Source organism: Prosthecobacter sp. (assembly GCF_044226605.1).
In the GTDB taxonomy this organism is placed as follows: domain Bacteria; phylum Verrucomicrobiota; class Verrucomicrobiia; order Verrucomicrobiales; family Verrucomicrobiaceae; genus Prosthecobacter.
In genome coordinates this window covers 96,391-119,307 of sequence record NZ_JBGAGS010000023.1, presented here as the reverse complement: position 1 = coordinate 119,307, position 22,917 = coordinate 96,391, and the positions used below count along the sequence as shown (strand labels likewise).

Below are 22,917 nucleotides of genomic sequence, written 5' to 3'. Positions count from 1 at the left end.
GAGGGCTGCCGGGACGCCGTGACTCTGTGACACGTCTCCCGGAGCGAGCTGATGCTCGCGAGTACTTTTTTCTGAATGATGCGGCGGTATGAAAAAAGAATGAGGGGGCTTGCTAAGGTTTGTGGGGGCTGGGGTATATTCTTGGGAATGACCGATCCTCATCAGCAGCAGGTGCTTCAGCTTTTTGTACGCCATCAGGGGCGGATCAAGGGGTTCATTGTGTCGCTGATGTCGGCGGATTTTGCGGGGGCGGAGGATGTGGTGCAGGAGACGTTTCTGGTGGTGCAGCGGAAGGCGGGGGATTTTGAGGCGGGGACCAATTTTATTGCCTGGGCGTTTCAGATTGCGCGGTTTCAGGTGATGAAGGCGCAGGCGCAGCAGCGACGGGCGGCGGACCGTTTTTCGGATGAGGTGCTGGAGGCGCTGGCGGCGAGTGCGCCGGTGGAGGCGAGGGATGATTCGAAGCTGACGGCGCTGCCGGGCTGTTTGATGAAGCTGGCGCCACAGGCGCGGCGGGTGGTGGATTTGTTTTATGAGCATGAGCACAAGCCGCAGGAGATCGCGCGGATTCTTTCGTGGACTCCGGCTGCGGTGAGTGTGGCGCTGTCGCGGGCGCGGGGATTTTTGCGCAAGTGCATTGAAGAACAACTGGCGGAGGCAAAGGCATGACTGACGAACGACTGGATCATTTGATCGATGAGCATCTGAACGGGACGATGAGCGATGAGGCGCGGGCGGAGCTGGAGGAGCGGCTGCTGCATTCGGCGACGGATCGGGCGCGTTTTTGGGAGCTAGCGGAGAGTCATGCGCTGCTGCATGAAGGGCTGCAGGGGCAGCGGGTGGAGGAGACTGTAAAGCCGCGCGCTAAGGTGAGGTCAGTGTGGCTGCAATGGAGACCAATTGCGGCTGCGGCGGCGGGGATTGCGCTGGGGATGTTTGGGACTTCGATGGTGTTTGCGTATGTGGCTCCGAGGATGGCCAAGCGTGTGGTTTTGATGAGGGAGGGGTTTGAGGCTGAGGTGGTGCGCACGGTGCCGGGGCTGCCGACGGAGACGGGAATGTGGAGCGGGGATGATGCGGAGGTGGTGGATGCGGCAGGCGATCTGAAAGCGAAGACGGGGCGCAAGATGCTGCGCTTTGGCAGTGCCACGCATGCGGGTGAGAATGCGGCAAAGAGCGCGTGGTGTGATGTGTACCGGCTGGTGGATCTGCGGGGCGTGGCGGCGGCTGATGAAATGGCATCGCTGCGTCTGGTGGCGAATTTTGTTTCCACTGAGGTGGCCAAGGATGAGGAGTATGTTTGTTTTGTGGAGCTGTGTGCGGTGGAGGAAGGGGTGATGCCGGTGGTGCCGCCAGACAACCTGCCGTGGTATCGGGAGAACAGTGCGGCGATGGCCACGCGCAAACTGCCGCTGAAGGGGGACGAGCAGTGGAAGGCGATCAATGTGATGATGCCGATGCCGCCGCAGGCGAAGTATGCGCTGGTGCATGTGGCGGTGATGCGGGCGAAGCCTGCGAGATCGGCTGAGCCGGTGAAATTTGGCAGCCACTATGTGGATGATGTGAAGCTGGAACTGATAACTCCCTCGGGCGTGCGATGATATGATGTCTCGTATTTTGATTTTTTGTTTTGTCGCTGTGGCGAGTGCGCGTGGTGCTGAGGTAGCGTGCGCTGTGCCGGGGTATGAGCGACTGCGAGCTGAGGGTGGGGAGTGGAAGGTGGAGGCGGGGAAGATTCTTTTTTCGGAGCTTTCGTGTGCGGCTTGTCATCATGAAGGGACGCCGAAGACGCCGACGCTGGTGTGGAAAGCGGGGCCGGATCTTTCTGCCGCAGGGGATCGGCTGAGGGCGGGGTGGATTCGCGCTTTTTTGGCGGACCCTGGCAAGGTGAAGCCGGGGACGACGATGCCTGCGATGCTGGCTGGAATGGAGGAGGGGAAGAAGGCGGAGGTGATCGAAGATCTGACGCATCATCTTATGAATTTGCGCGCGAAGCGGAAGAGTACGGTAGAGCCGGTGGTGGGTGCGGCGAAATCGGGGCGCACGGTGTTTCTGAGCCTGGGGTGTGTGGCCTGTCATGGGAAGGAGCCGATGAAGGGGCTGGAGGGCAAGTATGCGCCGGGGGAGCTGGCGAAGTTTCTTATGTCGCCACTGGCGGCGCGGCCCGCGGGTCGTATGCCGGAGCAACGGGTTGGGAAGAAGGATGCGGCAAATCTGGCGGCGTATCTGGCGCCTGAGGTGGTGAAGGCGGAGGAGTTTGTGGTGGATGAGGAGCGGGCTAAGCGTGGGAGGAAGAGCTTTGCGGCGCTGGGCTGTGTGGCGTGCCATGGGAAGGAGCCGGTGGCGAAGACGGTGCCGCTGGTAGCGATGAAGGGTGGATGCCTGGAGATGGAGCCGAAGGTGGGGCTGCCGAGGTATGCGCTGAGTGATGAGCAGCGTGAAGTTTTGCTAACGACTCTGGCGGTGGGTGATGTGACGAAGCCGAAGGATGAGATCAGGCATGTGATGCTGCAGAGGAACTGCTTTGCATGTCATCAGCGTGGTGGGCTGGGTGGGCCGACGCCGGACATTGGGATTCATTTTACTTCGACGAAGGATGATCTGGGAGATCTGGGGAGGCTGCCGCCGCCGCTGGATGGGGTGGGAAGGAAGTTTATCGGGAGTGCGTTGGGGGCGATCCTGCGAGGGCGTGATCCGGTGCGGACTTACATGCGGGTGAAGATGCCGGGCTTTGGGGATGATCTGGCGAATGAGCTGGGGAAGATGCTGAGCAAGGCGGATGCGGATGCGAGCGTGAAGCCGTATGTGAGGCCGAAGGATGCGGAGCATGCGGGCACTGCGGAGTGGGGGCGTGAGATGGTGGGGATCAAGGGGTATGCGTGCATCATCTGCCATGACATCAATGGGCAGCCTTCGCTGGGCATCGGTGCGTATGATCTGGCGCAGATGCCGAAGCGGCTGAGGCCGGAGTGGATGCGCGATTTTTTGATGAATCCGATGGGCTTTCCCACCGGATCGCGCATGCCGCCGTTTTGGCCGGGGGGGCAGCCGATGAATCCGACGCTGGGCGGTGGGACGACGGAGAGGCAGATCGACAGTCTGCTGCGTTATCTGGCGGAGGTGGATGAGAGTCTGCCGCCGGAGGGGCTGGCGAGCCGTGCTTCGCTGGTGCTGGAGCCGAAGGACAGGCCGATTGTTTTCCGCACCTTTGTGAAAGGCACGGGGACGCATGCGATTGCGGTGGGTTTTCCGGGTGGAATGAATGTGACATTTGATGCGCTGGCGGTGCGGTGGTCGATGGCGTGGCGGGGGAAGTTTATTGATGCGGATGGGACGTGGAACCAGCGCTACACGAAGATGGAGCAGCCACTGGGTGAGGCGCTGGTGCATCTGGAGGATGCGGGTGTGATTGGGATTGTGGGTGAGGAGAAGGTGGTGGCGCAGTTTCGTGGGTATCGTGTGACGGCGGAGGGGGGGCCGGTGTTTGAGTATGATCTGGGGGCGCTGAAGGTAGAGGATCGCGTGGAGCCGAATGGGAAGGGTGGATTGAAGAGGACGATTCGGGTCACGGGGCAGACAAAGGAGGTGGTGCAGATCACGGCGAAGCCGGTGGCGCAGGTGAAGGTGTCTATGCCGAGTGGGGTGACGCGGCTTGAGTTTAAAGAGGGAGTTTCGGAATTTGTGGAGGAGATCTCATGGTGAAATTTTTTGTTTGGACTGTTGCTTTGCTCTGCGCGGTGAGTGGCACTGCGGAGGATGCGTATCGTCGCATCACGTTGCAGCATCCGAAGGAGCTGACGCTGGAGGCGGGAGGGATTGCGCCGATGCCGGGTGGGAGGCTGGCGGTGGCGACGAGGCGTGGAGATGTGTGGATCGCGGAGAACGCGTACTCGAAGGATGGGAGCGGTGTGGTGTGGAAGAAGTTTGCGAATGCGCTGCATGAGCCGCTGGGGCTGGCGTTTCACGATGGTGACCTGTATGTGAGCCAGCGCAGCGAGGTGACGCGGCTGCGGGACACGAATGGTGACGGAGTGGCGGATGAGTATCGCTGCATCGCGAAGGGGTGGGGAGTTACCGGTGCGTACCATGAGTACACTTATGGGCCGAAGTTTGATGTGGCGGGGAACATGTGGATCACGCTGAACTGCACGATGGGAGATGTGGTGCTGCCGAATCGGGACTGGCGAGGCTACAGCCTGCGCATGACGCCGGATGGGAAGTGGCAGCCGGTTTCGGGCGGGATGCGGTCGCCGTGTGGGATTGGCATTAATCCGGAGGGTGATGTGTTTTACACAGATCAGCAGGGACACTGGAATTCGGCGTGCGGAATTCACCATATCGCGCAGGGGCGGTTTCATGGGCATATCGCGGCGTTTGCTTCGGCGAGGCTGCCGGGGGCGCCGTTTGCTGAGCCGAAGGAGCTGGTGGAAAATGTGCCGGTAGCTGAAGCGGCGAAGCGGATGCCTATCTACAAACCGGCGGCGGTGTGGATGCCGTATCGGAAGATGGGCATGAGCACGACGGACATGGCGTATGATGGAACGGGCGGAAAGTTTGGGCCGTTTGCGGGGCAATTCTTTGTGGGGGAGCTGACACAGGCGTCGATCAATCGCGTGTTTTTGGAGAAGGTGGGCGGTGAGTATCAGGGGGCGTGTTTTCCCTTCATGGAGCGCTTTCAGTCGGGGGTGCTGCGGCTGGAGTTTGGTGAGGATGGCTCGCTGTTCGTGGGAGAGACGAGCCGCGGATGGAGCTCGGTGGGGAGCAAGCCGTATGGCGTGGAGCGAGTGGTGTGGAATGGAAAGGGGCCGTTCTCGATGAGGACGATGGAGGCGAGGCCGAAGGGGTTTCGGTGTACGTTTACACAGCCGGTGACCAAGGAGGCAGTGATGGCGGCGAAGTGGCAGATGCGGAGCTACACGTATGAGTATCACGCGGATTATGGCGGGCCGGATATTGACGTGAAAGAGCCGGAGGTGCGTGTGGTTGATGTCGCGAAAGATGGACTGAGTGTGGAGCTGGAGATAAAGCCGCTGCGCGCTGGGTGTGTGCATGAGCTGACGGTGAAGGGGCTGCATTCCACAGAAGAGGCATTGCTCACGCCGGAGATCGCGCATTACACTTTGAACCAAATCCCCACCCAACCATGAACCGCCGACACTTTATTGCCTCTGCCGCTTCGACCTTTGCACTTGCCGCTCATTCTGCTGAACCTGCGCGCAAGTGGCGGGTGGTGGTGCTGGGGAACAAGGGGAGCTATGGGCACAGTCTTGACACGATGTGGCTGAAGGTGCCGGGGACGGAGATCGTGGCGGCGGCGGATCCGGATGCGAAGAAGCTGGAGGCGACGCTGAAGGAGCTGAAGATTACGCAGGGGTTTGCGGATTATCATGAAATTGCGAAAGCGAAGCCGGACGTGGTGGCGATTGGTCCGGCGATGGGATTGCATCGGGACATGGCGCTGGTGGCGGCGGCTTCGGGTGCGCGTGGGATTTATTTGGAGAAGCCGTTCTGCCGCACGCTGGCGGAGGCGGATGAGATCATCGCGGCGTGTGAGAAGAACGGAGTGAAGCTGGCGCTGGCGCATCGCAACCGATGGCACCCGACGCTGCCGGTGGTGAAGAAGCTGGTGCAGGAGGGGCTGATCGGAAGACTGCTAGAGATTCGCGGGCGTGGGAAAGAAGACCGACGCGGAGGGATGGAGGATCTGTGGACTTTGGGATCGCACGTCCTTAACCTGGGAGCGTTTTTGGCAGGGAAACCGGTGGCGTGCTCGGGGGCGATCATGCTGAATGGGAAGCCGGTGACGCAGGCGGAGGTGATCAAGACGAAGGCGGACTTTGGCCCGATGGCGGGGAACGAGGTGCATGCACGATTTGATCTGGAATCGGGTGTGCCGTTTTACTTTGATTCGATCCAGGAGGCGGGTGATCCGAAAGTGGGATTTGGGCTGCAGCTCATCGGCACGAAGGGGATCATCGACATTCGCGTGGATCAGACGCCGCTGGCGCATTTGTGCGCGGAGAGTCCGTTTCAGCCGATGAAGGAAGCGCGGACGTGGGTGCCGATCAGTGCGGCGGGCGTGGGTGAGCCGGAGCCGATCGCGGACATCGGCAAGCAGGTGATGAGCCATGCGACAGGTGCGCTGGATCTGATCGCGTGCATTGAAGACAAGGAGAGGCAGCCGCTGTGCAGCGGGGCGGATGGGCGGCTGACGGTGGAGATGATCACGGCGGTGATGGCTTCGCATGTGCGCCAGGGTGAGCGAGTGAGCTTTCCGCTGGATGTGAAAGAAAACCCTCTCGCGAACTGGAAATGAAACCGATCATGAAAAGAATCTGCTCTCTCTTACTCCTCTCCATAGGCCTGCTGCACTCAGCGGAGCCGCCGAAGGCTACCACACTCGTGCCGGATGATTTTGGAGTGACGACGAGGACGCCGCCGGTGATCAAAATGGACCCGGGGCCGAAGTACTGGCCGCGACTGCGGATGTGGCAGGGGATTCCGAGCATTGAACGTACAGCGAAGGGGCGGCTGTGGGCGACGTGGTATGCGGGGCCGCTGAGCGAGGGGAGCAGCGGGAACCATGCGCTGCTGGTGACGAGCGATGATGATGGGGTGACGTGGAGCAACCCGGTGGCGGTGTATGATCCGACGACGTTTTTTGAAGGGAGCACGGGAGATCCGAATGTGTGGATCGATCCGCAGGGGCGGCTGTGGTGGTTTGTGTTTCGGATTTTGAAGGTGAAACATCCCGAGGGCATTCGCTCGCTGTGGGGGTTCTGCTGTGAGAATCCGGATGATGCGATGCCGAAGTGGAATGCGCCGGTGCTGGCGGGTTTTGGCTTGGGGCTGAACAAGCCGACGGTGCTCTCGAACGGTGACTGGCTGCGGCCGATTGATAATAATCAGGAAACGAAGCAGGGGACGAGGACGCAGTTTTATGTGTCGAAGGATCAGGGGAAGAGCTATTCGTTTCTCTCGAAATTCAGTGTGAAGGATGTGTCGTTTGCGGAGCACATGGCGGTGGAGCGGAAGGATGGGAGTCTGCTGATGATGGCGCGGACGACGTATGGGATCGCGCAGGCGGAGTCGTTTGACCATGGGGCGACGTGGGTGAACGAGGGGCCGTTTACGAAGGAGCGGGGGCTGAACACGCGCTTCTTTTTGCGCAAGCTGAAGTCCGGTGCGCTGCTGCTGGTGGTGAATGATGTGCCGCGCGGGCGTGACCGGCTGACGGCGATGCTTTCCGAGGACGATGGCAAGACGTGGCCGCACAAGCTGATGCTGGATGAGCGGCAGCGGGTGAGCTATCCGGACGGGACGGAGGGTGCAAACGGTTTTATTTACGTGACGTATGACCGCGGGCGGTATGAGAGGGACGAGCAGGAGATCCTGTTTGCGAAGTTCAGCGAGGTGGACATCAAGGCGGGGAAGATCGTGACGGAGGGGGGCAAGCTGAAGCAGATGATCAACCGGCTGGCTGATAGCGAAGGTGGTGTGCACAAGAGCCGTGAGCCGCAACTGATGGAGGAGGAGTTTGAGAAGAGCAAACCGGTGAAGAAGTGAGCGAGTGAGGCGTTGAATGAACCAATCCTTTTATGAAGACCTGCCTTTTGCTTTTGTTGTTGTGTGTCGGCACTGGAGTGAGCCGTGCGGAGGTGAAGCTGCCAGCGCTGTTTTCTGATCACATGGTGGTGCAGGCGGGGACGCCGGTGCCGGTGTGGGGGTGGGCGAAGGCGGGTGAGGAGGTGACTGTGACGCTGGCGACGGAAACGAAGAGCGTGACGACGGGCGCTGATGGGAAGTGGAAGGTGATGCTGGATGCGATGAAGGCGACTGATGAGCCACAGACACTGACGGTTAAGGGGGCGAATACGGTGACGGCGAAGGATGTGCTGATTGGCGAGGTGTGGCTGGGAGGCGGGCAGTCGAACATGGCCTTTCAAGTGGCGGCGCCGAATGTGGCACCGGAGACTCTGGCGGAGGCGAAAGCGCAGACGCTGACGGTGAAGCCGAAGATCCGGTTTTTCATGGTGAGCAGCCAGGGGGCTGATGAGCCGCAGGAGGATGTGAAGGGGAGCTGGGCCGTGGCCGCGCCGGAGACGATCGGCAAATGCTCGGCGGTGGCTTGGTATTTCGGACTGGCGTTGCAGCAGAGGCTGCGCACACCGGTGGGGCTGATTGTTTCATCCGTGGGTGGCACGGGTGCGGAGATGTGGATTCCGAAGGAGGAACTGAACAAGACTTCGGTGGGGGCCGCAATCTGGAAGCGGCATGAGGAGGCGCTGAAGGGATATTCGAAGGAGGCGGAGGAGAAATACAAGAGTGAGGAGGCGGCGTGGCGGAAGGCGAATCCGACGCAAGAACTCATGGTGAAGAATGCGAAGGTGAGGCCGCGGCCCTTTTACACGCCGGATGGGAGCAAGGTGCCGACGAGGCTTTACAATGGGAAGATCGCGGGGCTGGAGCCTTATGCGGTGAAGGGTGTCATCTGGTTTCAGGGGGATGGTAATGGCAAGCATCCGGCGGAGTATCCGGAGCTGATCCAGACACTGATCCGCACATGGCGGGCGCACTGGCATGCGGAACTGCCGTTTTACTATGTGGAGGTGAACAACATGCACCCGCTGCAGACGAAGCCGGATGAGGACAAACCTTTGCCAGTGGTCCGTGAGGTGCAGAATGCGGCGCTGAAGCTGCCGAAGACGGGCGTGGTGTGCTCGATTGATCTGGGCATCGCGGAGAATGCGCACTTTCCCGTGAAGAAGCCGGTGGGGGATCGGCTGGCTAATCTGGCGCTGGCCGAGGTGTATGGGCTTGAGCTTGGAGAGGTGCACAGTCCGGAATTTGTGTCGTATGAGGCTGAAGGGGAGAAGGTGCGTTTGCGGTTGAAGCACGCGGAGGGGCTGAGAGCGCGTGGTGGGGAGGTGCGGGGATTTGTGCTGAAGAATGCGGATGGGAAGTGGGTGTGGGCCGAAGGGAAAATCGAGGGGAATGAGGTGATGGTGTGGAGCAAGGATGCACCGAAGCCGCAGGAGTTGAGGTATGCATGGGCGGAGAATCCGATTCTCTCGCTGGAGAACGGAGCGGGGCTGCCGCTGCGGCCGTTTCGGGTGGTGGTGAAGAGGGAGTGAGGGGGATGACGTGCGTTGGGCGGCAGGCGTGTGCCGGGGCTTTCTGAGGACGCTGCTGGTGAACGCTGAGAGTGGAGGAGTTTTGGGTTTGCTTCCCGGATTGCGTGTCGATTACCCAGGGCTGCGCTCGCTTGCCCAAGGCTGCACTATGTCGCCCTTTCAGGGCTGAACGAATTGAGACTGTCGCGCATGTCAAAGATGCTCATGCGGGGTTCAAGGTCGTGCACTCGTTGGTGGTTGCAAAGCGTGCGAAATCCGAGCTTAACTGAGTGCGATTAACGACTCATGACTTTGCTTATGACACGGACTTTTGTTTTTAGCTTTGCCTTGATGGCTTCTCTGCATGCGGCGGAGCCGGTGACCAATTCGATTGGGATGAGGCTGGTGAGGATTGAGCCGGGGGCTTTTGTGATGGGACAGGATGGGCCGGCGGCGGATTATAAGATGGTGAAGCATCCGGAGAAGTTTGATGATGCGGACTGGGATGAGAAGCCGGCGCATCGGGTGAAGATCACGCAGGGGTTTCACATGGGGGTGACGGAGGTGACGGTGGAGCAGTATCGGAAATATGATGCGGATTTTCGGCCGAAGGATGCGGATGATGACGCGGTGAATGCGGTGACGTGGGGGCAGGCGGCGGGATTTTGTGAATGGCTGACTAAGAAGGAGGGCAAGACGTATCGGCTGCCGACGGAGGCGGAGTGGGAGTATGCGTGCCGCGCGGGCACGACGACGCTGTTTCATACGGGGGATGCGCTGCCGGATGGGTTTCAGCCGTGGTGGAGTGACACTGCGCATCGAGATCGTTTTTTCACTCCAGGTGCGTGGCCGCAGGCGTATCGGCAAGATGCGAAGGCGGGTGTGCGGGTGGGGCAGACGGCGGCGAGTGCGTGGGGACTCTATGATATGCACGGGAACGTGTCGGAGTGGTGTCTGGACTGGTATGGGCCGTATGAGGCGGGGGAACAAACGGATGCGATGGGGAGGAGCGCGGGGGATTTTCGGGTGATTCGCGGGGGGCATCACTCGAGCTTTGTGCGGCTGCTGCGTTCGGCGAATCGTGAGGGATGGCTGCCGCAGACGCGGAGCAACCGGGTGGGCTTTCGTGTGGTGATGGGGGAGATGCCGCCGGGGAAGATGACTGCGCCTGCAGCGCCTCCTTTGAATGCGCAGAATGTGAAGCAGAACGCGCTGAAGATTGAAAAAGGGCCGCAGGATGTACCGGTGTTTGTGGAGCCGAAGCCGTTTGTGAAGATCGCGAAGGATTCGTTTGGGCCGCTGTTTTTTACGCACAATCACAGTCCGGCGATCACGGAATGTCCGAACGGTGATTTGCTGGCGGTGTGGTATTCATGCGTGGATGAAGGAGGCAGCGAGCTGTGCAATGTGGCGAGCCGTTTGCGACGCGGGAGCAGCGAGTGGGAAGAGGCATCGCCGTTTTGGGATGGGGCGGACGTGAATGACCATGGGCCAAAGATTTGGTGGGACGGGAAATCGACGCTGTATCATCTGGTGCGTGGTGCTCACGAAAATCTGGTGCGAATTTCGACGGACAATGGGGCAACATGGTCGGTGCCCGTGCTCGCAGATCCGGTGGGGGAGTTTGGGAATCAGATGATCCGGCTGGTGGATGGGACGCTGGTGATCACGAATGATGCGCGGCAGAGCAGCCTGGTCTTCAGCCGTGATGCGGGGAAGACGTGGGCATTTAATGATGTGAAACAGCGAGCGAGTGATTTCCGGCCGGGCGGAAAGGGCTTTCGCTATCCGGGGATTCATGCGCCAATCGTTCAGCTCAGCGATGGACGTATCATGGCTGTGAGTCGGAATGACAGGCCGGAGGATCAGGCTAAGTTTGGGTTTAAGACGCCGGTCAGCTACAGCAGTGATTTGGGAAAGACGTGGACTTATGAGTCGAGTGAGTTTCCGGCGATCAGCAGTGTGCAGCGGGCGGTGATGATCCGGCTGAGCGAGGGCGGCATTTTGCTGTGCAGTTTTACGGATCAATGGAACGGGTGGAAGGAAAGGAAAGGGATGAAGTTTAAATCGAAGAGCGGGGAGTTTACCGGATACGGGATGTTTGCAGCGGTGTCGTTTGATGAAGGGAAGACGTGGCCGGTGAGGAGGCTGATCACGCCGGGTGGGAAGGAGCGATCCATTAACATGATCGACAAGGGGATGTGCGTGGTGAGTGACACGATGGCGGAGCCGTGCGGGTATCTTTCCGCGACGCAGACGCGGGATGGGAATGTGCAGCTCATCACGAGCAAGAACCATTATGTTTTTAATCTGGCGTGGCTGAGGGAACTGCCGGACGGGCCGTGAAGTGCGCAGCTTCGACTGGCAATTTATAGCGGGCGTCTCACAATAAGGGCGCAACCCGACATGAGCCACGCTGAACTTGCCCCACTGCTGAAGCAGACTTTTGGTTATGACACGTTCCGTCCGCTGCAGAGGGAAATCATGGAAGCGGCGCTGGCGGGGCGGGATGTGGTGGCGATTTTGCCGACAGGTGCCGGGAAGTCGCTGTGCTTTCAACTGCCTGCGCTGGCACGCGAGGGGTTGACGCTGGTGATTTCACCGCTGATCGCTTTGATGAAGGACCAGGTGGATGCGCTGGTGGCGAGCGGGGTGGCGGCGACGTTTATCAATTCCTCCATTCAAGGGAGCGAGGCGCATCGCCGGCGCTCGGGATTGGAAGAGGGGCACTACAAGCTGCTGTATGCGGCGCCGGAGCGGGTGATGATGCCGGATTTTGTGAGCGATCTGCAACGCTGGAATGTGACGGCGGTGGCGGTGGATGAGGCGCACTGCATCAGCGAATGGGGGCATGATTTCCGGCCGGAGTACCGGATGCTGGCGCAACTGCGTGACAAGCTGCCGGGCGTGCCGTTTCTGGCGCTGACGGCAACCGCGACCGAGCAGGTGCGCGAGGACATCATCCGCCAGCTTCATCTGCATGAGCCGGAGGTTTTTCTGGCGAGCTTTAACCGGCCGAACCTGAGCTACACGGTGCTGCCAAAGGCGAAGGCGACGAGCCAGGTGTATGATTTTGTGCGACAGCGGCCGAATGAGGCGGGGATCGTGTATGTGCAGTCGCGCCGGAGCGCGGAGAGCCTGGCGGCTGCGCTGACAGCCGAGGGAGTGAGGGCCGTGGCGTACCATGCGGGGCTGCAGCCGGAGGAGCGAGCGGCGAACCAGGAGGCCTTCATCCGGGATGAGGCGAATGTGGTGTGCGCGACGATCGCTTTTGGGATGGGGATCAACAAACCGGACGTGCGCTATGTGATTCATGCGGACCTGCCGAAGAACATCGAGGGCTACTACCAGGAGACAGGGCGCGCGGGACGCGACAGCCTGCCGAGCGAGTGCGTGCTGCTGTATTCGCGAGGAGACCTGGTGAGAAACCTGAAGTTTCTCGATGAGATGACGGATGCGAAGGCGGCGGAGATCGCGGTGCGGCAGATGCGCATGATGGCGGATTTTGCGGAGGGCACGGAATGCCGACGCACGGCGCTGCTGGATTACTTTGGCGAGCAGTGGCCGGGAGACAACTGCGGCGGGTGCGACATCTGCCTGCAGCCGCGCGAGCAGTGGGATGCGACGACGCAGGCGCAGAAGCTGCTGAGCTGCATCTTCCGCATCCGGCAGAAGAGCGGGTTCAGCACGGGGCTGAACCATGTGGTGGAGGTGCTGGCGGGGGCGAACACGGAGAAGATCCGCAAATGGTACCATGACCAGCTAAGCACGTATGGCATTGGCAAAGATACCCCGCGCGAGGAGTGGGCGGCGCTGGGGCGACAGCTCGTGCGGCTGGGGTACATCGATGCGACGGCGGATGCGTTTCAGACGCTGAGCCTTTCCAGAAAGGGGCTGGCGGCGCTGATGAACCGCACGCCGGTGATTTTGACACGAGCTCCGGCGGCGGCCAAAGCGGCCACGAGCACGGCGAAGGTGGCGAAGGCGGGGAGCATCGCCTGTGACGAGGGGCTGTTTGAAGAACTGCGCGCGCTGCGCAAGCGGCTGGCGGATGAGCGCGGAGTGCCGCCGTATGTGGTGTTTGGAGACACAAGCCTGCGCCACATGTGCCGGGAGTACCCGCGCACGGAGCGGGAGTTTCTGGCGATTCCGGGCGTGGGGAGCCAGAAGCTGGCGGATTTTGGGACGGCCTTCATAGGAGCCATCACGCAATGGCTGGAGACGCATGAGGCGCAGACATTTGCAAAAGAAGCCGCGCCACCACCACCGCCGAAAATGAAAATCGAGGAAGGTCTCACGGGCACGGTGCTGGAGACGCTGCGGCTGCAGCGTCAGGGGCACAGTGCGGAGAAGATCGCGGAGCTGCGCGGGCTGGCGATCAGCACGATCCACAATCATCTGGCGCAGGCGATTCAGGCGGGGGAACTGAAGGCGGACCCGCGTGACTACTACAACGCTGAGGAAGAAGCGGAGATGCAGGCTGCCGCGAGCGAGCACGGGATCGAAAGTCTGGGGAAACTGAAGGAAACGCTGGGCAACCGCTATGACTACCCGGTGCTGCATTATTTCAGGGCGTTTGAAACCCGGAAATAATGGACTGCCGGACTGCGATTTCATCGGCATGAACCGCTGCTTTTTTCTTTCTCTCATCCTGGGCTTTGCGTGGTCAGCGAGCGCGCAGGAGGTGCTGCCTAAAACTGCCGAGATCTTTGAAGTGGGTGGCCACAAGGCCTTCCTCTATGCTGCACCGAAAGCTGGCGCGGGCAGACCGTGGGTGTGGTATGCACCGACTTTGGGCGGTGTGTCTCTGTTTGGCCGGAAGATGTATTATGAGACATTCATGAAGGCGGGCATCAGCATCGCGGGGTATGATCTGGGAGAAGTGCGCGGTGCGCCGGGGAGCACGGCGAAGTTTACGCAGTTTTACGATGAAATGGTGAAGCGGGGATATTCCGCGAAGCCGATCCTGCTGGGGCAGAGCCGAGGAGGGATGATGACGCTGGCGTGGGCGTTTCGGAATCCGGAAAAAGTGCGTGCGTGGGCGGGCATTTATCCGGTGTGCAACCTGGAGAGCTGGCCGCTGAAGAACTCCAAGCCGCAGACGCTGGCCGACTATGGCATGACGGAGGCGGAGCTGACCGCGAAGCTGAAGGAGTTTAATCCTGTGGACAACCTGCAGGGGCTGCTGGCGAACAAGGTGCCGATGTTTTCGGTGCATGGAGACTCGGATGTGGTGGTGCCTTACGAGTTGAACACGGGCCTGCTGAAGGAGCGGTATGCGGCGGGCGGCGGGCAGATCGAGGTGAAGGTGATTCCAGGCGAAGGGCACAAGGTGGGGCCTTCCTTTTTTGAATGCCGGGAACTGGTGGACTTTGTATTGAAGCAAGCGGCGAATCCGCAGTGACATGGTGCGCCGGCTGCCTAGAGAGCAGCATGCCACTGCGCCACTCCCTGCCCTGCCTTTTCTCGCTTTTGATCCTTGCTTCCGCCCCAGGCGCCGAGGATTTCCGCCCGCTGGTAAACAAGGCGCTGCGGCGCGGGGAGAAGCGGATCGTGATCGCGCCAGGCATTTATCGCCTTGAGCCGAAGTCCGGAGGTGAACTCTGGGCGCTGAGCGGCGTGAAGGATGTGGAGATCATCGCGGACGGGGTGACGCTGGTGGGGGCGAAGCTGATGAGAGCGATCAGCATGCACCGCTGTTCCAGTGTGGTGGTGCAGGGTCTGACGGTGGACTATGATCCGCTGCCGTTCACACAGGGGGAGGTAATCGCGGGCTCGGCGGATGGCGGATCCATCGATGTGAAGATTCATGCGGGCTACCCGCGGAAAGCGTATTCGCGGATAGATGTGATCGATGCGAAGACGCGGTTTCGGAAGAAGGGCATGCCTTTCCTGTGGGGGACGAAGGCGGAGATGATCAGCGAAGATGTCGTTCGCATTCGGAGGGAGGGAATTGCGAAGGCGGCGGTGATTGGCGATCTGGCCTCGCTAAGCACCGGCCAGGAGACGGGAGCGCCGCACGCCATTGCCATTGATCAATGCGAACGGATCACGTTCCGGAATGTGACGGTGCACAGTGCACCGGGCATGGGCATTCTGGAAGCCGATGGCGAGGGCGGGTCCGTTTTCACCGGATGCAAAATTGTGCCGGGGCCCAAGCCTGCGGGCGCGGTCGAGGAGCGGCTGCTGAGCAGCTCGTGGGATGCGTTTCAAAGCAAGACGATGCGGAAGGGGCCGCTGATCGAAAACTGCGAGATCGCGGATGCGGGGGATGATTCGTGGAGCGTGCAGTCGTCTGATTACATGGTACTGAAAAATGATGGAGGCACCGTGGTGCTGGCAAGCCGTGATGAGTTTACGGATGGCGTTCAAAACGGCGACCGGGTGCGGGCGGGTGTGGACGGGCCGGAATGGCAGATCACCTCCCGCAAAGTGGTGGCACGCAAAGATGCGGGATTGTCCGCGGAAGTGCAAGAGAACCTGGGCCAGGCGAAGACATGGGACCTGTGGCACGTAAGCCCGAAGTGCCATGTGGTGACGCTGGACCGGGCTGCGGAGCTGAAGCCGGGCGATTGTGTTTATTCACCGGACCGCATGGGCAACGGGTTCGTGTTTCGAAACAACCACGTGCATAGCCCGGGGCGCATTCTGCTGAAGGCTGGAGGATTGATGGAAGGGAACCTTCTCGACACGCCGCATGCGCTCATCGTGTGTCCGGAGGTGCCGGGCACGGCGGCGGCAGGCATTGAGGACCTGATAATCCGAAAAAATGTGATCCGGAATGGCGGCTGGTTTTGTGCGGCGCCGTGGTCATGCCAGGCGGGGATTGTTTCAATGACATCGAGTTCGAGCAGTTCGGAGCTGAGGACAAAGGCGGTTTTTAAAAACGTGCAGATCGAAACCAATGTGATTGAAGGAGGGGCGGGGCCGCAGCTGGTGGTTTCTTCTGCGGAGGGAATTATCATTCGCCACAACCGGTTTGTTTCTCCACAGCATGATGCGCCGCCTGAGACGGGAGCAAGCTATGGCATCGCGAAGAATGCGGTGGTGTGGGTGGCGAAAAGCACCGGCGTGGTCAATGAGGGCAATGCCATTGAAGAGGTGGGAAGATTCGCCGGTGAGGCGGTGCAGGTGGGGAAGTGATGTGACGTGGAGGCCATTCACAAGGGCTTTGTGAAGGCCCGCACCCGGCCTTTGACTTCGTCTATTGTCCTTCGGCGGCCTTCGACCCGCTTCGCTACGGTGCCCCGAAGAGTGTGTTGGAGCTGTGAAAACAAGGGCTGGAGAGGGGATTCACGCTGGGGTGCTTTGATACTGAATTAGATTCGCAATGCGTCGCCCCTGCTCACCCAGATGAGAGTGGGCTGATTTTCGGCCTTCTTGGTCAATGGTTTGAAGGCTCAGGTCACATCCTGCTCGCTGAAGATGAGCTTGTTGCAGAAGGGATCGGTGAGAGTCATGCAGATGCCGCCCCAGAAGGCGTCTTCGATGCCGGGGCGGTTGTAATTGTAATTTTGGGAGAGGAGGCCTGCATGCCATTCGCGGAGGTGTTTGCAGCGGATGAAGACATGAGTGCCGGGGGTGCCATCGCCATGATGCTCGGAGAGATGGAGGGCCAGGCCGTGGAGGCTAACACCCATGTAGAGCGGGGCGGCGGGCTCAAAGCGATGCTCGAACTCCACCTTGCAGCCGAGCCAGCCGCAGTAGAACTCACGGGCTTTGGCTTCGTCAAAGATGCGCAGGACGGGGATGGTTTGCAGGGCCTCGAGCATACCTGCACTACGTACTACGAAGGAGAGAGGTAGCCAGGAGATTGGTGTGCAGCGAAGCGCGGGAGAGGGTGTTCATCCATTGGGAGCGTGCGACGGGCCGAAAGAGCATGCGCTGCAGAGGGAAAGAAGCTTCGACTGGCATCCGTGCCCTTCCGACGCATGGTCGAGGCCCTGACGAGTTCCACCCCCGCCCATGAAAACCCTGCCTTTGCTTCTCCTTCTCGCACTTGCCGTTCCGGCATTTGCCGACCCGCAAATCATTCTACTGAAGCTGGATGATGTGATCGCAAGAAGGGTGGGAGCGAAGCCGGTGTCCGACCGATGGCTCAAGGTGCATGACTATCTGACGGCGAACCAGATCAAGGGTTCGTTTGGCATCATCACAGAATCGCTGGAGAAAGACAATGCGATGTATTTCCAATGGCTGAAGGCGGTGCAGGCGGCGGGGCAGATCGAGTTCTGGATGCATGGCTACCACATGAAGAATGCGAGCGAGCCGGGAGAGTTTGAACATGGGACGGCGGAGGAGCAGCGGGCGGTTTTGGCCAAGGGCGAGAAACTGGCGAAAGAGAAGCTGGGCTTTACGCTGCCAGCCTTTGGGCCGCACTGGAGCGGCACCACGGAGGCGACGGATGAGGCAATGGAGATGGTGCCGGAGGTAACGATCTGGCTGTATGGACCGGAGAAGCCGAAGTATTACAAGCGGCTGAGCATTCCGCGGGTGATGGCGCTGGAGAATCCGACGTTTGTGCCGGACCTGGAAAAGTTTAAAACGTTCTATGAAGCGAAGGCGGCGAAGCGGGAGGTGCTGGTGCTGCAGGGGCATCCGGAGCAGTGGGATGACAAGCGCTGGGCGGGATTTACGGGCATCATTGAGTTTCTGAAATCGAAGAACGTTGTGTTCATGACGCCCTCGGAGTATTTGAAAAAAACGCAGACGAAACAGCCATGAGAATTTGCTCACTTTTTGCCGCCATGGTTTTGACGATGGCCCATGCGGCCGAGCCGCCGAAACCAATGCACGCGGATGTGCCGTATGGGGCGCATCCGCATCAGCTGATCGACATTCATGTGCCCCCGAAGGGGGAAGGCCCCTTCCCTGCCCTGCTGTGGTTTGGGGGGATCTGGAAGGCATCAAAGCATGCGGTGGATGTGAACCGATTTTTCCCGCATGGGATTGCGGTGATCGCGGTGGAGGTAAGGACGATGGGGGATGCGACGGCGGACAAGGCGCCGGAACCGATTTCCTATGTGCTGGAGGATGCGATGAGCGCGGTGAAATTTGTGGTGGAGAACGCGGAGAAGTGGAAACTGGACCCGAAGCGCATCGCGCTGGGTGGTGGATCGCAGGGAGCGCTGCCAGCGCTGTATGTGGGATGCAAGGCGCCGGAGCTTGTGACGTGCATCGCGGCGTATCGCTGCCAGCCGACGATTGATCCGAAGCGGATGCAGGAGTGGGTGCCCGGTGTGGAATGGGGAGCGCCTGCGCTGGGGTGCAACTTTGAGGAATCGCTGAAACGGCGCGATGAACTGCTGCCGGTTATCAAGAAGTGGTCGCCGGACTGGCTGCTGCACAAGAACGCGACGCCGATGTATTTTGAGAATGAGTGGGGAATGACGAAGCCTGACTACATCGTCGAAACCAAGGTGGACGGCAGCGGGAAGAAGACGGAGGTGCGGACGCCGCTGACGCAGAACAACTATGATGTGCACTCGCCTGCGTGGGCGGTGGGGTTTCAGAAGCTGGCGCTGGCCGCGGGAGCCACGTGTTATGTGAAATATCCGGAGCACCCCACGGAGGGGTATGACGACATTTGGAATTTTATTGTGAAACAACTGACTGCTAAAACATCGAAACCATGAAAACACTGATTACCTCCCTGATCTGCCTGGTCGCTTTTGTCTCCTTTGCCGAAGAGGCGCCGCTGGCTGCGGTGCAGGCGGCGGATGATGCGCGCGTGGCGGCGATGAAAACGCCGGACCGTGAGAAGCTGAGCGCGGTCTTTTCCGATGAGCTGAGGTATTCGCATTCGACGGGTGTGGTGGATACGAAGGCGTCGTTTATTGAGGTGCTGCTGAAGGGGACGACGAAGTATCAGGCGATTGATTACGTGGAGAGGAATTTCACCTTTCCGGCACCGGGGATCGCGCTGATGACGGGGAGTGCGAAGCTGAAGATTGGGACGCCGACGGGTGTCATTGAGCCGACGCTGGCGTTCTTGGGGGTGTGGAAGCTGGAGGGTGGGACATGGCGCTTTTTGGCGTGGCAGTCGTGCAAGCTGGTGCCACCGGAGGCTGCGGCTGCGAAGTAGATTTGATCGAGCATGGACCCGCATGTCAAAGATGCTCATGCGGGTTCAAGATTCGGCAGCAACTGGCTGCTGAAGTTGGATAGATGTTGTTGGGATTGAAGCGTTACGACAGCTCATTGGACCTCTATGAAATCGCTTCTCCTGTCTCTCATTTTTGCCGTGACTTGTCTGGCTGCGGAACCGCATCTGCCGGAGGGGACGAAGGCGCTGGCTTCGGCGGCGGTGAATGGGAGGGGGCCGCTGGCGTTGGTGAATTTGAATCATCATGTGCTGGGGCATGCGGGGGTGTTTGGTGGAAAGGGGGATGATTTGTTTGTGGCGGGGTATGGGGGGCCGCAGGCGGTGCATTTGTTTCGGTGGGTGGATACGGCGGAAAAGGGGGCGCCGGTGTTTGCGCAGCCGGTGGAGGTGAAGTGTGCGTACAAGGAGAAGGGCAGTGTGTTTCAGCGGAAGGATGGGGTCATCATCGGGCTGTGGATCGACAAGGATGCGCTGGTGACGACGGAGTTTGACCGGGAGACGCTGGAGTTTCGGGAGACGAAGCGCACGAAGCTGCCGGGGGCGGTGAAGTCGCCGGGGAGCGTGGGGGTGCTGCTCAATGAGGATGGTGGCTATGATCTGGCGTTTGAGATGTCGAACGGCGGCAAAGGGCCGGAGGGGAGTCCGAACACGGAGGAGTGGCGGCCGTTTAACTCATCGGGGATTGCGGTGGGGGATCTGCGGTATCGGTATCTGATGGGTGTGAACTCGAAGGGTGAGGCGAAGCAGATCACGAAGACGAAGAATGAGGTGTATTTTTCGATGCATGGGATCACGTGGCTGAGCCTCGGGAAAGGACGTGAGCGTGATGTGGTGACGGGATCGCGGCAGGGGAATCTGGTGTATTATCGGAACAGGGCTGCGAGCGGGTTTGACCTGGAAACGAAGCGGCTGATTGCGGGTGAGGATGGGAATGCGCTGCGGCATCCGAGCATCAACCCGAGCGTGTGTGCTTATGGAGGAGGGCTGATTGCGTGTGGAGAGGGCTCGCTGTATTTCTACCGGTTCACGGGTAAGTTTACGAAAGCTGGAGCGCCGGTTTTTGCGGAGCCCGTTTCGGTGCTGCAGGAGCATGCAGACCTGTATGCGGGCACGCTGCCATCACCGACGGCCGTGGACTGGGACGGCGATGGTGTGCTGGACATACTGGCGGGGAATTCGGAGGGCTTTGTGCTGTTCTTTAAAAACGTGGGCAGAAACGAGGAGCCGAAGTTTTTGCCTGCCACGCGTGTGCACGCAGGCGGGCGGGAGATTCAGGTGCAGGCGGGGTATGCGGGGAGTTTGCAGGGACTGCAGGAGGCGCGATGGGGGTATCTTTCGCCGAATGTGATTGATTGGAATGGAGACGGGCTGCCGGATTTGATCACGTGTGACATCACCGGGAATTATCTGATCTATGTGAATTGTGGCACGAAGACGGAGGCGAGACTGGATGCGGCGCATCCTATTTATTGCGATGGAATTGACCTGCATGGGATGTGGCGCTGCCGTGCGGCGCTGGCGAAGATCGGGGAGCGGGTGGCGCTGGCGATCGTGGATGGAGATGATCAGTTTCACCTGTACTGGCGCATTGATGATTACAATGTGGAGGACGGCGGGAAGCTGTTGCTGGAGGATGGAAAGCCGATTGGCGCCAGCGGTGGCGTGGCGGGAATGAGCGGGCGGTGCAAGCTGGACTTCTTTGATTGGAACGAGGATGGGAATCTGGATTTTGTGATTGGGACAGGACGGGTGTGCTCCATCCCGGATCGTGAAACGGGATATCCAATGGCGGCGCTGGGGCAGAATCCGGTGGTGGGCGGAGTGATCGGGAAGCTGGTGGATTCGGCGCTGCCGACGAAGCTGAAGAAGACACTGGGCACGCCGCTGGTGATGCTGAACACGGGGACGAATGCGAAGATGCAATTTGCGAGGCCGCTGACGTTTCAGGATGCGGAGGGCAAGGTCATTCAGCCGGGTGGTGCGCATGAGACGGGTGCGGTCGGCACGATGCTGGGTGGCAACGGGCCGAATCTGCTCATCTGCAATGAGGCGGGACGCATGTTTCTGCTGCCGGGGAAAAAGCTTCAAACGAAGCCATGAAGTACTTTTGTTTTTTAATCGCGATGTTTGCGGCGGCGCTGCATGCGCAGGATGTGGTGGTGATTGGTGGGACGCCGGGCGGGATCGCCACGGCGGTGACGGCGGCGAGGCTGGGGCATGCGGTGACGCTGGTGGAGTATCACAAGCGGATTGGTGGGATGAGCGCGAGCGGACTGGGGGCGAGTGACATTGAAAACCGGAAGATGATTCAGGGTTTTTTTCGCGAGTTTGTGGATCGCGTGAAAGCGCACTATGTGGCGGCTTATGGGGAGAAGTCGGAGGCGGTGAAGCTGTGCAAGGATGGCTACTGGTATGAGCCGAAGGTGGCGGAAGAGGTGTTCGAGAGTTTTGTGAAGGAGCAGCCGAAGATCACGGCGCTGAAGCATCACGAACTCGTGAGTGCGGACGTGAAGGAGGGGCGGGTGGTCGCTGTGACGATTTTGGACCGGGATACGAAGGAGAAGAAGAAGCTGAGTGCGAAGGTGTTTGTGGATGGGACTTATGAGGGGGATTTGATCGCGGCGGCGGGGGCGGAATTTCGACTGGGGCGTGAGGGGCGGGATGAGTTTCGGGAGCCGCATGCGGGGCATATTTACAATGTGCCTGGAGGTGAGCGCATCGGTGGCACGGGGGAGGGAGACAAGCGGATGCAGGCGTTCACGTTTCGGATTCCGCTGTCTTCGAATCCAGAGAATCAGGTGCGGCTGACGGCTGCGCCGGCGGGGTATGATCGCACGCGGTATCTGGGGTATTTTGATGATCTCAAGGGTGGGAGGTTTGGTGGGAATCTGACGACGATTGCTTTCACGGTAAGGAAGCTCCCGAATGAGAAGGTGGAGCTGAACATGAAGCCGCTGCCGCTGGGGTTTGTGTTTGCGGAAGAGAATGCGGGCTACATCGAGGCCGGGTGGGAGGAGCGGGAGCGGATCACGAAGAAGATTCGCGATCTGTCGCTGGGGCTGCTGTGGTTTTTGCAGCATGACAGCGAGGTGGCGGAGAATGCGCATGAGACGGCGCTGAAGTATCAGCCGTGCAAAGATGAGTTTCCGGAGCACGGGCACTTTCCGTTTCAGCTTTATGTTCGCGAAGGGAGGCGGCTGGTGGGTGAGTTTACGCTGAGCGAGCGGAACATCACGGAGCAGGAGGGGCTACCCTCTGAGCGGATGCATGAGGATTCGATCGCGGTGGGGGAGTTTCCGATCGACAGTTTTCCGATGCAGAAGCGGCAGCCGGGGGACACGGTGGTGCTGGAGGGGTATCTGGGGATGCTGAAAAAGATCACGCGGCCATATCAGATTCCGTATCGGATCATGGTGCCGAAGAAGGTCGATGGGCTGATCGTGCCCGTGCCTGCGAGCACGACGCATGTGGCGTTTTCAAGCATCCGGCTGGAGCCGACGTGGATGGCGCTGGGGCAGGCGGCGGGAGTGGCGGCGCATCTGGCGATCCAGCATGGCGTGGAAGTGCGGAAGGTGCCGGTGGGGGAGATGCAGGAAGAGTTGGTGAGGCAGGGGGCGGTTTTGAGGCCGTGAGGGTTTGGCTGAAAGGGAGATGACAGCCTTCGGAATACACGGAACAAACGGGAGATCAGATCAAGAC

The 22,917-nt window shown here is 60.0% G+C and carries 17 protein-coding genes; 16 read left to right on the top strand and 1 reads right to left on the bottom strand.

From position 1 onward, the window contains the following. Nucleotides 1–147 precede the first annotated feature (147 nt). The 11 genes from ACILSO_RS26340 (at nt 148) to ACILSO_RS26290 (ending at nt 16,256) form a co-directional block, all read left to right on the top strand. On the top strand, nt 148–669 hold the full coding sequence (locus tag ACILSO_RS26340) for a sigma-70 family RNA polymerase sigma factor (protein ID WP_395740466.1): 522 nt from the start codon (nt 148–150) through the stop codon (nt 667–669). Then, entirely contained in the window at nt 666–1,601 is a 936-nt protein-coding gene (locus ACILSO_RS26335; RefSeq protein WP_395740465.1) for a hypothetical protein, read from the top strand. Before ACILSO_RS26340 ends, ACILSO_RS26335 begins: the two co-directional genes overlap by 4 nt. Nucleotide 1,602: 1 nt before the next feature. Beyond that, complete coding sequence (locus ACILSO_RS26330; RefSeq protein ID WP_395740464.1) at nt 1,603–3,702, top strand: c-type cytochrome; 2,100 nt, start codon at nt 1,603–1,605, stop codon at nt 3,700–3,702. Further along, entirely contained in the window at nt 3,696–5,147 is a 1,452-nt protein-coding gene (locus tag ACILSO_RS26325) for a hypothetical protein (protein WP_395740463.1), read from the top strand. The genes ACILSO_RS26330 and ACILSO_RS26325 overlap by 7 nt, the downstream gene beginning before the upstream one ends. Next, complete coding sequence (locus ACILSO_RS26320) at nt 5,144–6,316, top strand: Gfo/Idh/MocA family protein (RefSeq protein ID WP_395740462.1); 1,173 nt, start codon at nt 5,144–5,146, stop codon at nt 6,314–6,316. The genes ACILSO_RS26325 and ACILSO_RS26320 overlap by 4 nt, the downstream gene beginning before the upstream one ends. Nucleotides 6,317–6,324: 8 nt before the next feature. After that, the gene (locus ACILSO_RS26315; protein ID WP_395740461.1) at nt 6,325–7,566 is read left to right on the top strand and encodes a sialidase family protein; all 1,242 of its coding nucleotides are present in this window, start codon (nt 6,325–6,327) and stop codon (nt 7,564–7,566) included. 32 nt (nt 7,567–7,598) lie between these two features. Continuing rightward, a complete protein-coding gene (locus ACILSO_RS26310) occupies nt 7,599–9,134 on the top strand; it encodes a sialate O-acetylesterase (RefSeq protein WP_395740460.1) in 1,536 nt (511 codons plus the stop codon). A gap of 330 nt (nt 9,135–9,464) precedes the next feature. Beyond that, entirely contained in the window at nt 9,465–11,459 is a 1,995-nt protein-coding gene (locus tag ACILSO_RS26305) for an SUMF1/EgtB/PvdO family nonheme iron enzyme (protein ID WP_395740459.1), read from the top strand. Between the two features lie 60 nt (nt 11,460–11,519). Continuing rightward, on the top strand, nt 11,520–13,706 hold the full coding sequence (gene recQ, locus ACILSO_RS26300; protein ID WP_395740458.1) for a DNA helicase RecQ: 2,187 nt from the start codon (nt 11,520–11,522) through the stop codon (nt 13,704–13,706). A gap of 28 nt (nt 13,707–13,734) precedes the next feature. Then, nucleotides 13,735–14,517, top strand: coding sequence for an alpha/beta hydrolase family protein (locus ACILSO_RS26295; protein ID WP_395740457.1), 783 nt, complete (start codon nt 13,735–13,737; stop codon nt 14,515–14,517). A gap of 29 nt (nt 14,518–14,546) precedes the next feature. Then, the gene (locus ACILSO_RS26290) at nt 14,547–16,256 is read left to right on the top strand and encodes a right-handed parallel beta-helix repeat-containing protein (RefSeq protein WP_395740456.1); all 1,710 of its coding nucleotides are present in this window, start codon (nt 14,547–14,549) and stop codon (nt 16,254–16,256) included. A 257-nt stretch (nt 16,257–16,513) separates the two neighbouring features. Here ACILSO_RS26290 and ACILSO_RS26285 read toward each other — a convergent pair whose 3' ends face one another. Beyond that, nucleotides 16,514–16,885, bottom strand: a complete 372-nt coding sequence (locus ACILSO_RS26285; protein ID WP_395740455.1) for a glyoxalase superfamily protein — start codon at nt 16,883–16,885, stop codon at nt 16,514–16,516. A gap of 193 nt (nt 16,886–17,078) precedes the next feature. Here ACILSO_RS26285 and ACILSO_RS26280 point away from each other — a divergent pair, with 193 nt between their 5' ends. The 5 genes from ACILSO_RS26280 to ACILSO_RS26260 all read left to right on the top strand — a co-directional run bounded on the left by ACILSO_RS26280 (nt 17,079) and on the right by ACILSO_RS26260 (nt 22,850). Beyond that, nucleotides 17,079–17,837 carry a DUF2334 domain-containing protein gene (locus ACILSO_RS26280; RefSeq protein WP_395740454.1) on the top strand — a complete coding sequence of 253 codons (759 nt, stop codon included), beginning with the start codon at nt 17,079–17,081 and terminating at the stop codon, nt 17,835–17,837. 23 nt (nt 17,838–17,860) lie between these two features. Then, complete coding sequence (locus ACILSO_RS26275; protein WP_395740453.1) at nt 17,861–18,748, top strand: hypothetical protein; 888 nt, start codon at nt 17,861–17,863, stop codon at nt 18,746–18,748. Next, entirely contained in the window at nt 18,745–19,197 is a 453-nt protein-coding gene (locus ACILSO_RS26270; RefSeq protein ID WP_395740452.1) for a nuclear transport factor 2 family protein, read from the top strand. Before ACILSO_RS26275 ends, ACILSO_RS26270 begins: the two co-directional genes overlap by 4 nt. Before the next feature lie 126 nt (nt 19,198–19,323). Beyond that, the gene (locus ACILSO_RS26265) at nt 19,324–21,318 is read left to right on the top strand and encodes an FG-GAP repeat domain-containing protein (protein WP_395740451.1); all 1,995 of its coding nucleotides are present in this window, start codon (nt 19,324–19,326) and stop codon (nt 21,316–21,318) included. Then, the gene (locus ACILSO_RS26260; RefSeq protein ID WP_395740450.1) at nt 21,315–22,850 is read left to right on the top strand and encodes an FAD-dependent oxidoreductase; all 1,536 of its coding nucleotides are present in this window, start codon (nt 21,315–21,317) and stop codon (nt 22,848–22,850) included. The genes ACILSO_RS26265 and ACILSO_RS26260 overlap by 4 nt, the downstream gene beginning before the upstream one ends. Nucleotides 22,851–22,917 lie beyond the last annotated feature (67 nt).